Source organism: Xanthomonas sp. NCPPB 3583 (genome assembly GCF_041475715.2).
Taxonomy (GTDB): Bacteria; Pseudomonadota; Gammaproteobacteria; order Xanthomonadales; family Xanthomonadaceae; genus Xanthomonas; species Xanthomonas euvesicatoria.
Map to the genome: position 1 here is coordinate 3288937 of NZ_CM191263.1, position 12413 is coordinate 3301349.

10 protein-coding genes are annotated in these 12413 nt (G+C 65.3%); 1 reads left to right on the forward strand and 9 read right to left on the reverse strand.

What is annotated here, in order from left to right; all coding sequences use genetic code 11:
• Nucleotides 1-193: 193 nt before the first annotated feature.
• From ACCQ07_RS14350 to ACCQ07_RS14385, 8 genes are all read right to left on the reverse strand, one after another.
• A complete protein-coding gene (locus ACCQ07_RS14350) occupies nt 194-1444 on the reverse strand; it encodes a DUF819 family protein (RefSeq protein WP_011348089.1) in 1251 nt (416 codons plus the stop codon).
• A gap of 167 nt (nt 1445-1611) precedes the next feature.
• A complete protein-coding gene (locus ACCQ07_RS14355) occupies nt 1612-1827 on the reverse strand; it encodes a hypothetical protein (protein ID WP_008572430.1) in 216 nt (71 codons plus the stop codon).
• A 667-nt stretch (nt 1828-2494) separates the two neighbouring features.
• Nucleotides 2495-3103, reverse strand: a complete 609-nt coding sequence (locus tag ACCQ07_RS14360) for a nucleotidyltransferase family protein (protein ID WP_008572425.1) — start codon at nt 3101-3103, stop codon at nt 2495-2497.
• 405 nt (nt 3104-3508) lie between these two features.
• Nucleotides 3509-4513 carry an XdhC family protein gene (locus ACCQ07_RS14365; protein WP_008572422.1) on the reverse strand — a complete coding sequence of 335 codons (1005 nt, stop codon included), beginning with the start codon at nt 4511-4513 and terminating at the stop codon, nt 3509-3511.
• Complete coding sequence (gene paoC, locus ACCQ07_RS14370; protein ID WP_008572420.1) at nt 4510-6717, reverse strand: aldehyde oxidoreductase molybdenum-binding subunit PaoC; 2208 nt, start codon at nt 6715-6717, stop codon at nt 4510-4512. The genes ACCQ07_RS14365 and paoC overlap by 4 nt, the downstream gene beginning before the upstream one ends.
• Nucleotide 6718: 1 nt before the next feature.
• The gene (locus ACCQ07_RS14375) at nt 6719-7669 is read right to left on the reverse strand and encodes an FAD binding domain-containing protein (RefSeq protein WP_008572418.1); all 951 of its coding nucleotides are present in this window, start codon (nt 7667-7669) and stop codon (nt 6719-6721) included.
• Nucleotides 7666-8316 carry an aldehyde dehydrogenase iron-sulfur subunit PaoA gene (paoA, locus tag ACCQ07_RS14380; protein WP_033478648.1) on the reverse strand — a complete coding sequence of 217 codons (651 nt, stop codon included), beginning with the start codon at nt 8314-8316 and terminating at the stop codon, nt 7666-7668. The genes ACCQ07_RS14375 and paoA overlap by 4 nt, the downstream gene beginning before the upstream one ends.
• A gap of 428 nt (nt 8317-8744) precedes the next feature.
• Nucleotides 8745-9752, reverse strand: a complete 1008-nt coding sequence (locus ACCQ07_RS14385) for a zinc-dependent alcohol dehydrogenase family protein (protein ID WP_014090655.1) — start codon at nt 9750-9752, stop codon at nt 8745-8747.
• A 287-nt stretch (nt 9753-10039) separates the two neighbouring features.
• Between ACCQ07_RS14385 and ACCQ07_RS14390 the strand changes: the two genes are divergently transcribed.
• Nucleotides 10040-11524, forward strand: coding sequence for a GGDEF domain-containing protein (locus ACCQ07_RS14390; RefSeq protein WP_372363407.1), 1485 nt, complete (start codon nt 10040-10042; stop codon nt 11522-11524).
• 285 nt (nt 11525-11809) lie between these two features.
• Here the strand turns inward: ACCQ07_RS14390 and ACCQ07_RS14395 are convergent, their stop codons facing one another.
• Nucleotides 11810-12343 (reverse strand): single-stranded DNA-binding protein, encoded by a 534-nt coding sequence (locus tag ACCQ07_RS14395; protein ID WP_008572410.1) that lies wholly within the window; start codon nt 12341-12343, stop codon nt 11810-11812.
• Between the last annotated feature and the right edge of the window lie 70 nt (nt 12344-12413).

Consider the following 12413-nt stretch of genomic DNA (forward strand, 5'->3'; position numbering starts at 1 on the left):
TTCGACCGCGGCGCGACGTGGCCGACACCGTGTCATCGGAGTCGTCAGCCAATCGCGCACGATGCGCAGACGCGGCATGCCAGGCGCGGCACATGACGCAACGCCGAGCATCGCCCAGCCGCACTGGCGATTGCACAGCGGTGTGATACCTCGCTCGGTCGCTTCATCGTGGCGTTGCAGATTGCGGCGCGAGTTATCCAGCGCCTGCCATCGCCCGCAAGGTAATGCCGACCAGATAGGCCAGATAGGTGCCGGTGGCGTAGCCCATCGTGCCCAGCAACACACCCACCGGCGCCAGAGCCGGGTGAAATGCCGCGGCAACCACCGGCGCGGAGGCCGGGCCGCCGATATTGGATTGCGAGCCGATCGCAAAATAAAAGAACGGCACCCGCAACAACCGGCCAAGCCCCCATAACACGGCAATGTGCACGGCAATCCAGATCAGGCCGAGCAGGAACAACCATGGCCGGTCCAGCAGCGCCAGCAGATCCATCTGCATGCCGATGCATGCGATCAGGAAATACAGCAGCAAGGTGCCGATCCTGGACGCGCCCGCGCCCTCCAGCGTGCGCGCACGGGTAAAGCTCAGCAGCAGGCCCAGGCTGGTCGCCAGCACCACCACCCACACGAACGGCGTGTCCAGGCTGAACTGGCTGGCCCAATCCAACTGCGCCTTGCACCACGCGGCAAGAGGATTGGCCAGGGCATGCGCAAGGCCGACACCGCCGAATGCCACCGCCACGATCACCATCAAGTCGGCCAAGCTGGGAATGCGCGCATGCTCGGCCTGGAAGCGCGCCATGCGCTCCTGCAAGGCATCCAGCGCCCGGGTGTCGGCACCGCTGCGTGCATCGATCTTGCGCGCGCGGCCGGCCAGGAAGATCAGCGCCGCCATCCACACATAGCCCACGCCGACATCGACCACCGCGAACTGCCCGAACGTGGTTGCGTCCACATCGAACACTTCGCGCATCGCCAGCATGTTGGCGCCACCGCCGATCCAGCTGCCCGCCAGCGCTGCCATGCCGGCCCAGGTATCGCCGGCCACGGTGGCCGGATGCAGCCAGCGCATCACCCAGAACGCCACCACCGCACCCAGCATGATGCTCAGCGATGCGCCCAGATACATCGCCACCAGCTTGGGGCCGAGCCGCAGGATCGCGCGCAGATCGATGCTCAAGGTCAGCAGGATCAATGCCGCAGGCAGCAGCACGTCACGGGCGATCGGGTTGTACAACCGGGTGTTGGCACCATCGATCAAACCGACCGTGTTGTAGATGCCGGGCAGCAGATAACACAGCAACAAGGCCGGCACCACCGCGTAGAAACGCCGCCAGAACCCCTGCTCCCGTGCAGACGTCCAGAACACCGCGCCCAGGGTGGCGGCGATCAGGCCGAACACGACGATATCGTTTCGAATCAGCGCAGCACCGGCAGCATTCACGACAGGCGGACATCCAGAGAAGTAGCCGCCAGAGCGCGGACCGGACCCAGGTGGCCGATCCCTCGAATCTAGCCGACCCGGACGTCTGCGCAAACCCCGCACAGCTGCGGACAGCCGCCACCGTGGGCAATGGTTTACTGCAGCAAACGACTGCGTTGCGTACGGCCTCAGCCGTAACGCCGCACCACCCGATCGCCGCCGCCGGTGTTGACCACCACGCCGCTGGGCTGACCGGTGGTCAGGCAGTGCAGTTTTGCCATCCATTCGGCAAAGTCCAGGGCGCCCTGCTCGCGCAAATACCGCAGCGGCGACCAGTGCGGGCGGGTTACCCACCAGCCGCCCTGTGCGGGGTGGATGCGTACGACATAACGAGACTCGTCCATCAGGCCTCCGGCCAGTGCGTCTAGCGGTCGAGCAAAGGCGCATGGGGCGTAGGGCCGCGATGCGCGAGGAATGGGAACGCCTTCTCCCGTCCGGTATGCCGGCGTGCCCTTACTCAAGGGGCCGCGGGAGAGTAGCCAATGGCCCCGCGTCCGGCATAGCCAGGATGTTCTTTTATGCATGCCAATGCCGTCGGGCTGACACTGGCAGGTCGGTAGGAAAATTCTTACGTGACACACATCACGTCCAGCGCTACATTCGGTCAGGACTGGTGAACGCCGCGTCATCAGCAACCGTCAGACGAGCGTGGACGGTGCGCAGTGGGTGATCAGTCGCTCTTGAAGACTGCCTCTGGGGAGGGGTTGCATGCATCTGCTTAGGAAATTCCAGTTTTCGGTCAAGACCGCCATGGTCATTGGCTATGTGTTGGTGATCAGGGAAGCGGTCGTGCTGTGGTCGTAAGGCTGTTGCACGGTTGAGCGTGTCGGCCAGGCATGTCGGTTGGCGGGCTGCAAAAAAGAGGTAACGCGCCTGGACCGGTGTCGGTGATCGGCACCGGTCACGTCAGCGTGCGTGCAGTGACGGTGCCTGCCGCTGACGGTGCGGCCGGCGCCGATCGTGTCAGGACCCAGGCTGCCAGAGATTTGCGTGCGTACCCGTCACGGCGTCTCAGTCCGCATCGACCCAGCCGCGCTGCTGCGCGGCGGCCAGATCCGTCGGCGTGTCGATATCCAATGCCAACGCCGGGGCGCTTACGCACCCCAGGCTCTGCATGTCCAGGCTGGCGAACAGGCCCCGCAAGCCGCTATCGGCCTGCAATGGCACATCCGCCCAGGCCGCATGCGTGACCACCGCGGGAATGCCGCGCACGCCGCTGTAGCCACTGGTTGCACACCCGGAGACGGCGCGATCGGCTTCTTCCAGCAGGGAGCGCAGATGCGGGGCATCCAGCGCAGGCTGATCGCACCCCAGGATCAGGCTGCGTCGCAATGCCGGGTCGCCCTGCACATGCCGGCGCAACGCGGCCAGGCTGGAGCCCATGCCCTCGGACCAATCGGGGTGCCGCAGTATTTCGACATCCAGATCCTGCAATACCTCGCTCAACGTATCAGCATCGGCACCCAGCACGACCACGCAGCGGCGTGGCGCAGTCAGTAACGCAATGCGAGCGGCGCGATGCAGCAACGGCTCGCCATCGCGCATCAGCAATTGCTTCGAGCGGCCAAGCCGGCGCCCTGCCCCGGCGCCCAGCACCAGTGCGGCGTGATCGCCACTCATGCGCCGTACGCTGCTGGCGTGGCGGCAGCAGCGTGCGGTGCTGGTTGCCAGACGGCGGGAGCGTGGCGCTTTCCGACGTCGTCACCACGTGCGGAATGGTGGGTGGCGAAGAAGCTAACGCGAACAGCATCACGCGAGACGTCGACGTGGCGATCCGGAACAGGGGTCATGGCGACGTGCTGCTTGAATGGAAGACAGCTGCAGCCTAGAGCGCCGGCTGTGCGTGCAAGGTGACTACCCTTTGCGTGCGCTGTGGATGCATTGGCGAAGGCCTGCCCATGGCGATGCAGATGACAGCGTGCTGTCGGAGGCCTGCCACGATAGTGCTCGAAAGCAGCTGTGTGCGACCCGACCGGCTGCGATGCGCCTTGATGACTCACGCACGCGGCAGGAGCAGCCAGCGACTTATCGGCTTGCGGTCACGGCCTGTAGATCTACCACCGCTTGCGTGGCTTCGGCGATGATGCCGAGCGCGATGGTGTGCGGTGACGAGCGCCCCATGCGCCAGCCCGCCGGCAAACGCAGACGTGCGAGTGCGGCATCGCCATACCCAAGCGCCCGCAAGGCCTGTAAGCGACCTTCGCGCTTCTGCCGGCTGCCGAGGATGCCGATGCAGGCAACAGGGGACGCCAAGCCGCGCTGCGCAACCTGCATGTCGATCTCGGCATCGTGGGCCAGGCTATACAGCGCGGTGTCGGCATCCAGATGCAGGTCCTGCAGCGCATCGCCCAACGCACGTCGGTCGTAGTGCTCGGGCGCCAAGCCCGGCGGCGGTTCGCCCGGACCATGCGGCCGCAACACGCGCACGTCGATGCCCATCTGGCTGGCCAACGACACCAGCGCCAGCAGCGATGGGTCAGCGCCGACCAGCACCAGCCGCAACGGCGGACGATGGCTGCGCACGAATTCGCCTGCACGCGCGTCCTGTGCATTTGCCAGGTAACGCACCGTGCCGGACGCACGATCCAAGGCCACATGAAATGCACGCCGATGCTGGCGCGCGTTACGCCAACGTGCGAGGTGCTCGCCCAGATCCGGCACCGGCCACACCAGCACGCCGATGCGCCCGCCGCAGCTGAGCTGGATGTCCAGCACCTGGCTGCCTTCGCCATAATCCAGCCAGCGCGGCTGACCATCGCGCAGCGCTGCCATGGCTTCATGTGCCACCGCCGCCTCGACGCAGCCGCCTGAGACATAGCCTGCCACGTTCCCATCGGCGCTGATGGCCATCTCGCTTCCCAACGGCCGTGGGGAGGAGCCTTGCACATCGATCAAGGTTGCCATCGCCACGCGCTGCCCTGCACGCTGCCATGCGCTCAACGTTGGCAACAAATCGTCGAGCAACGCGTAGCCCGGCCATGCCGGCCACGCCGGCGGCGCATGCGCGATCGGGGCAACCACCGCGCTCACGCGCGCAGCATCTCGGGCAGGTGCGGCAGCAATTTGTCCAGGGTCACCGGATAGTCGCGCACACGCACGCCGGTTGCGTTGTACACCGCATTTGCGATTGCTGCTGCCACGCCGCAGATGCCCAACTCACCCACGCCTTTGGCCTTCATCGGCGACGATAGCGGGTCGCTTTCTTCCAGGAACACCACGTCCTGATGCGGGATGTCCGCATGCACCGGCACTTCATAGCCGGCCAGGTCGTGGTTGACGAAAAAGCCCAGGCGTTTGTCCACTGCCAGCTCTTCCATCAGTGCCGCGCCGGCGCCCATGGTCATGCCGCCGATGACCTGGCTGCGTGCGGATTTGGGATTGAGGATGCGTCCTGCGGCGCATACGGCAAGCATGCGCCGGATGCGCACTTCGGCGGTGGCCACATCCACGCCTACCTCGATGAAATGCGCACCGAACGTGGAGAGTTGATGCGTCTTGCTGAGGTCGCCGAACTCGATCTTGTCTTCCACCACCAGCGCGCCACTGGCCACGGCATCGCCGAGCGCAATGCGCTTGCCACCGGCGCGCACATAGCCATCGGCAAATTTGGCCGCGGCCGGATCCAGGCCCAATTGCCTGGCCACCGCTTCACGCAACTTGACTGCGGCCGCATAGACGCCTGCGGTGGAACTGTTCGCGCCCCATTGCCCGCCGGAGCCTGCAGAGGCCGGAAAGCTCGAATCGCCCAGGCGCACATCCACCCAGTTAAGCGGGACCCCAAGCATTTCCGCAGCGGTCTGCGCAATGATGGTATAGGAGCCGGTCCCGATATCGGTCATATCGGTTTCCACCACCAAGCGCCCGCCCTGCTCCAGCCGCATACGCGCGCCGGAGGTCGTGACCGGCGCGTTGCGAAATGCCGCCGCCACGCCCATGCCGACCAGCCAACGACCGTCGCGCGTGCTGCCCGGCCTGGCCTTGCGCTTGGACCACTCGAATCGCTTTGCGCCATCTTCCAGGCACTTGACCAGCTGACGCTGCGAGAACGGGCGTTGCGGATTTTCCGGGTCCACCTGGGTGTCGTTGACGATGCGGAACTTGACCGGATCCATGTCGAGCTTTTCGGCCATCTCGTCCATGGCGATTTCCAACGCCATCAACCCCGGCGCCTCGCCCGGCGCGCGCATGGCGTTGCCTTCGGGTAGATCGAGCACGGCCAGACGGGTCGTAATCAGGCGGTTAGCACCAGCGTAGAGCAATTGCGTCTGTGCAGCGGCGTTTTCCGGGCTGCCGTCGGGCAAGTCACCCGACCAGCTTTCATGCGCAATCGCCGTGAGCTTGCCGTCACGCCCGGCCCCAAGCCGGATGCGTTGCACCGTGGCCGGGCGGTGGGTGGTGTTATTGGCGATCAGCGGCCGCGGCAACATCACCTTGACCGGACGTCCGACCTGACGCGCGGCCAGCGATGCCAGGACTACATCGGCACGCAGGAACAGCTTGCCGCCGAAACCGCCGCCGACGTACGGCGACATGATCCGTACGTTTTCGCGCGGGAGGCCCAGCGTCCTGGCCAGATCGCCGGCACCCCAATTGATCATCTGATTGGATGTCCACACGCTGAGCTTGTCGCCATCCCACATGGCAATCGATGCGTGCGGCTCCATCATCGCGTGCGAATGATCCGGTGTGGTGTATTGGGCATCCAGTTGCACCGGCGCTGTAGCGAAGGCAGCGTCGAAGTTGCCGACATTGCTGTTGGGCGCGTCGCCCTTCTTGGTCACCTTGGCGCCGGCACGGGCCTTTTCCAGATCGTAGGCGCCAACGTGCCGGCCGTAATCGACCTTGATCAACTGGCCGGCCGCACGCGCCTGCTCGAAGGTTTCCGCCACCACCACGGCAATGGCCTGGTGGTAATGCGCGATCTCGGGGCCGCCCAACAGCTTGGCGGTGTTGAACTTGCCCTTTTGCAACTTGCCTGCGTTCTGCGCGGTCACGATGCCCAGCACGCCCGGCGCCTTGCGCGCCGCGCTCAGATCGATGCTGCGAATGGTGCCCTTGGCGATGCCTGCGCCCACCACATGCCCGTAAGCGGGCTGGCCCGGCAAGTCGTGATGTTCGTAGGCATACGGTGCCTGCCCGGTGGTCTTGAGTGGCCCGTCGATACGGTCGACGGGCTTGCCGACGACAGTGAGCTGATCGATGGGATTGGTGCCGGCGGGAGTGTCGAATTTCATATCAGGCCCTCGTGTCGGCCAGGATCGCGGTCAAGGTGCGCTCGACCAGCGGCACCTTGAATGCGTTGTGTTCGGTGGGCTGTGCGCCGTCGAGCAACACGGACGCAATGGCGCGGGCACCCTCTTTCGCTCTGGCTTCGGCAGCTTCGCTGCGCCATGGCTTGTGCGCGACGCCGCCGACTGCGACGCGCGTACTGCCGTCGCGCTGAACGACGGCGGCCACCGACACCAGGGCGAAAGCATACGAGGCACGGTCGCGCACCTTGCGGTACACGTGCGTGCCACCGAGCGGCTTGGGCAAGGTGACGGCGGTGATCAATTCGCCGCGCTCCAGCACGGTTTCCAGGTGCGGCGTCGTTCCCGGTGCACGATAGAACTCGGACAGGGCCACGGTGCGCGTCTGCCCATCCGGGCGCACCGTTTCCACCACGGCATCGAGCAGGCGCATGGCAATGGCCATATCGCTGGGATGGGTGGCAATGCACGCCTCGCTGGCACCGATAACTGCCAGTTGACGGTTATAGCCACCGATGGCCGCACAGCCACTGCCAGGCAGTCGCTTGTTGCACGGCTGATTGGTGTCGTAGAAATAGGGACACCGCGTCCGTTGCAGCAGGTTGCCTGCCGTGGTGGCGCGATTGCGCAGTTGTCCCGAGGCACCGGCCAGCAATGCGCGCGACAACACAGCGTAATCGCGGCGCACGCGCTGGTCGGCCGCCAGATCGGTATTGCGCACCAGTGCGCCGATGCGCAGGCCGCCCTCAGGCGTGGCCTCGATGGTATCCAGGCTCAGGCCGTTGACATCGATCAGGTGCGACGGCGTTTCGATCTGCAGCTTCATCAGATCGAGCAGGTTGGTCCCGCCTGCAATGAACTTGGCACCGGGCTGGCGCGCGGCCTTGGCTGCCGCATCGGCTGGCGAGGTGGCCCGCTCGTAGCTAAAGGCCTTCATGCGCGGCCTCCGGCAACGTCGTTGATGGCTTCAACGATGTTGGAATACGCACCGCAGCGGCAAATATTGCCGCTCATGCGCTCCTGCAATTCGGGTGTGGTGAGCTTGGTCTTTCCGGTGAGGTCTTCGGTGACATGGCTGGGGATCCCGCGCCTCACCTCGTCCAGCACCGCCACTGCCGAACAGATCTGCCCGGGCGTGCAATACCCGCATTGGTAGCCATCGTGCTTGACGAACGCCGCCTGCATGGGATGCAGCTTGTCCGGCGTGCCCAACCCTTCGATGGTGGTGACCTTGGCGCCCTCGTGCATCACTGCCAGCGACAGGCACGCGTTCATGCGTTGCCCGTCGACGATGACCGTACAGGCGCCGCACTGGCCGTGATCGCAGCCCTTCTTGGTGCCGGTGAGATGCAGATGTTCGCGCAGCGCATCCAGCAAAGTGGTGCGGTTATCCAGCGTCAGCGCGACCGGCTTGCCGTTCACCTCGAAAGCGACCTGGCTGGATGCATTGGCAGGCTCGGTTGCCGGCCGCTGCGAGATCGCAGTGGCGGCGGTGGCGGCCATCGACTGGGTTGCGGCAACGCTGGCTGCCGATGCCGTTCCTGCGATCAATACCTCGCGACGGGTCATCTTGATGTCTCTCATGGCTGGCATCTCCAACAATGCTGGCTTTTACAGTTCTCAATCAATGTGCAGCGCTGCCGGTCACAAGCGCGTGAGTGCGCGTTGGCGACTGCACGCGTGAAGCAGTGGTATTGCCAGATTCTAGTTGCGCCTTTGCCCGCATTAGCGCTGGTTGCTGCATGCGCCTATGAAAGACGCTCATCACTGCGAGTAACCAGGCCCATGCGCCGATGACGTTGGAGTCGGACGGGCCGGCCGAACAGTTCTTGGAATGTGCACGTGCAGCACGCGGGTTGGCCGCCGTGGGCTGCGAACGAACGAAACTCGAGAAGTATTGGTTGCGCTCGCCAGCAGCGTCATGCAGGCGGCGGCCCTTGCACACGTCGAACTACGGAATTCACGCGCCGGCGCTGCGGACGCATCGCCCGCGCTCAGTACCGCGGGCTGGATCAGAACTCCAGCGCGATCTTGCCGAGATGCCCACCGGCCTTCTGCAGCGCGAACGCTTCACCGATCTCATCCAGCGCAAAGCTGCGATCGATCACCGGCCGCAGCGGCAAGCTGTCGAGTGCGCGCACCAGGTCCTGTTGATGCCTGCGGCTGCCAACGACCAACCCCTGCAGGCGTTGCTGGCGCCCCATCATTTCGGCAGTCGGAACCGGCCCAGCGGCACCGGTCAACACACCGATCAAGGCGATATGCCCACCTACGCGCGCTGCACGGATCGATTGCGTCAGCGTGCCCGGGCCACCGACCTCGACCACATGGTCCACCCCACGCCCTTCGGTGATGTCCAGGACCTGCGCCGCCCATTCGGGATGCTGCCGATAGTTGATGAGGTGGTCGGCGCCGAGCGCTCGCACCTTCTCCAGTTTCTCGTCGGATGAGGAAGTGGCGATCACGCGCGCACCCATCGCCTTGGCAAATTGCAGCGCGAAAATCGACACGCCGCCGGTGCCTAGTACCAATACGCTGTCGCCGGCCTTGAGCCCGCCATTGACCGCAAGCGCGCGCCACGCGGTAACGCCGGCAGTGGTCAGCGTCGCAGCCTCGGCATGGCTGTAACCGCGGGGCGCATGGGTGAATGCCTGCGCGTCGGCGACGACCGCCGAGCGCGCATAGCCATCGACGCCATCGCCTGGGGTGGTGGCAAAACCGGCATGCAAGGGCTCGCCGTCCAGCCACTGCGGGAAGAAGGTGGACACCACATGATCGCCCACTGCGAACTCGTCGACCTCCGGCCCCACTGCTTCCACCACGCCGGCGCCATCGGACATCGGAATACGCCCGTCTGCGGTCGGCATCTGCCCGAGCACAACGCCCAGATCATGAAAATTGAGCGAACTGGCATGCAGGCGGACGCGGATCTGACCGCGTGCAGGCTGCCCCGGATCGGGCAGTGCAACCGACTGCAGCGATGCGATGGCGGCGGGATGGCGAAGACGAATGGCGTGCATGGGGAACTCCTGAGCGTGATTCAGTACCCGGGATAGCATGCTGCCCGTTACGCAAACGCAGTCGAGCTGGCTCTGATATCTGTCGCGGTGCGTGGTGAAGCGCTGCAGCGAGCGCTGCTGCAGCGGCCAACGCGCATAACGATGCGGGCAAGCGGGCTGTTGCATACAACGTGAGGCAGCAATCACAGATCTGTCATTGCACGTGTTGCCGCACCTAGGCACGCGCGCCACGACGCGTAGGCTCGCACGGCGGTTGCATCGCCCTGGTATCCAGACAGGTAGCCACAGTGACGTCAACAAGCAAGCGGCGGCGGCAACGTGCTCAGCGCATCGCGCTGCATTTCGTGCTGACTGTGTCCTGGATGTTGTTGCTGGGCTCGGAATATTGGTCCATCCACGAAGAACGCGCGACCGCGCTGCGTAGCGCACAGGCGCAGTCGTTGAATCTGGTCAATTCGCTGGCGCAGCATGCCAGCGACACCCTGTCCATTGCCGACGCAGTGCTGTCCGGGCTGGTGTCGCGGGTCGAACACGACCAGGGCTCCAGCGCGGCGCGTTCTGCGATGCATGAGTTTCTGGTGCGCGAAGCGCGCCGCTCCGATCGCCTGCATGGCATCTTCATCTATGCCGCGGACGGCAGTTGGGTGAGCTCGTCGCTGGACAGCACCCCCAGGACCCACAACAACGCCGACCGCGCCTATTTCAAATACCACCGCGACCATCGCGACGCCTTGTCGCTGGTCGGCCCGCCCGTGCAAAGCCGCTCGGACGGCTCCTGGGTGCTGACCTTGAGCCGCCGTCTCAACGCCCCCGGCGGCGAGTTCGCCGGCGTGGTGCTGGTCACCCTGCAGCTGAAGTATTTCCACAGCTACTACAGCACCTTCGAAGTTGGCCCGCACGGCACCATCGGCATGACCAACGACGATGGCATCGTGATGGTGCGCCGGCCAGACAAACAGGGCGTGATCGGCACCTCGATCGCGGGGACGTCGATCTACGTGACCATGCGCGCGCGCAAGCACGGCACCGCCACCTATCGCTCGCCGATCGACGGCGTGGAGCGCATCTCCAGCTTTGCACCGGCGCGCCCCTATCCGCTGACCGTGCTGACCGGCGTTTCGGTCGACGATGCGTTGGCGAACTGGCGGGAAGCCGCGCGCCAGCGCATCGTGGTGGCCGCGCTGGGCTGCACCCTGCTGCTGGGCGTGGGGATCTGGCTGGATTTGCAACTGCGCCGCATGCATCGCAACGAAGCCAAGCTGAGCACCGAAGCCTGGGTAGACGCATTGACCGGCATCGCCAACCGGCGCGCCTTCGACCACCGATTATCGCGTGCGTTGCAGGACGCGGTTCGCCTGGAGGCGCCATTGTCGGTGCTGATGATCGACGTCGACCACTTCAAGCTCTACAACGACACCTATGGCCACGTGAACGGCGATGCCTGCCTGCGTTTGATCGCAGGCGCCATTGCCGGCTGCTCGCGCCGCAGCGAAGACCTCGCCGCGCGCTACGGCGGCGAAGAGTTCGGCATGATCCTGCCGCATACCGATGCCGCCGGCGCGCTGCGCCTGGCCGACGCCGTGCGCAATGCGGTCGCCGAGCTCGGCCTGATGCACCTGTCCAGCCCCACCAGCGCGCACGTCACCGTCAGCATCGGCGCAGCCACCTTCGAGCCGGGCGAAGCGCCGCTGAGCCCCAACGCCATCGTGCACGATGCCGATTCGGCGCTGTATCGCGCCAAGCAGAAGGGACGCAATCGCACATCGGCCTAGCGCTGCCGGGATGCCGACAACCTGCCGTAGAGGTCACGCTGCTGTCGTAAGGTGGATGTCGCGAGCCGGAAGCAACGCATGGACGGCGCACCCACTCCATGCGTTGCGCGCACGCCTGCGATGGAGGGGCGCTGCACGTACGACCCGCGCCTCCGAGCACGCGTGACACACGCGTGGCTCTTGCCGCCGTTCTGCCGAAACCGGCCAATGCCTGCGCGGACTTCCCATAACGCGGAAGGCCCGCGCAATGCGGGCCTTCCTGGATGAGGCAACGACGAGCTGCCCTCAGAACGGGATATCGTCGTCTGCGAAATCGTCCATCGGCGGTGCCGACTGCTGCTGGGCCGGCTGCTGACGGCGCGGCGCATAGTCCTGACCACCGCCACCGCCGCCGTATCCACCACCCTGCCCACCGCCGCCGCCCTGCTGACGCGGCGCCGAGCGCTGCGGGCGATCGCCGCCCATCCCGCCACCGCCGCCTTCACCACGGCCGCCGAGCATCTGCATCTCGTTGGCGACGATGTCGGTGCTGTACTTTTCCACGCCGTCCTGGCCGGTGTACTTGTCGTAGCGCAGTTCGCCTTCGACGTAGACCTGCGAACCCTTGCGCAGGTACTCGCCGGCGATTTCGCCCAGCTTTCCGAAAAACACCACGCGGTGCCACTCGGTGCGTTCCTGGTTATTGCCGTCGCGGTCCTTGCGCATGCTGGTGGTGGCCAGGCTCACGCGCGTGATTGCCATGCCGGCCTGGGTGTACTTGGTGTCGGGATCGTTGCCGAGGTTGCCGACGAGGATGACTTTGTTGATGCCGCGGGCCATAGGTGCTTCCGAGATGATGCGCTGGCGCCGGGAGCGCGCAACGATGAATGTCTGTGCGGCAATGTTACCG

What these genes read in the sequence shown, in the direction of transcription:
- paoA (WP_033478648.1), bottom strand. Translation starts at nt 8,316, where the DNA reads ATGAGAGACATCAAGATGACCCGTCGCGAGGTATTGATCGCAGGAACG.
- paoC (WP_008572420.1), bottom strand. Translation starts at nt 6,717, where the DNA reads ATGAAATTCGACACTCCCGCCGGCACCAATCCCATCGATCAGCTCACT.
- ACCQ07_RS14360 (WP_008572425.1), bottom strand. Translation starts at nt 3,103, where the DNA reads ATGAGTGGCGATCACGCCGCACTGGTGCTGGGCGCCGGGGCAGGGCGC.
- ACCQ07_RS14355 (WP_008572430.1), bottom strand. Translation starts at nt 1,827, where the DNA reads ATGGACGAGTCTCGTTATGTCGTACGCATCCACCCCGCACAGGGCGGC.
- ACCQ07_RS14385 (WP_014090655.1), bottom strand. Translation starts at nt 9,752, where the DNA reads ATGCACGCCATTCGTCTTCGCCATCCCGCCGCCATCGCATCGCTGCAG.
- ACCQ07_RS14395 (WP_008572410.1), bottom strand. Translation starts at nt 12,343, where the DNA reads ATGGCCCGCGGCATCAACAAAGTCATCCTCGTCGGCAACCTCGGCAAC.
- ACCQ07_RS14375 (WP_008572418.1), bottom strand. Translation starts at nt 7,669, where the DNA reads ATGAAGGCCTTTAGCTACGAGCGGGCCACCTCGCCAGCCGATGCGGCA.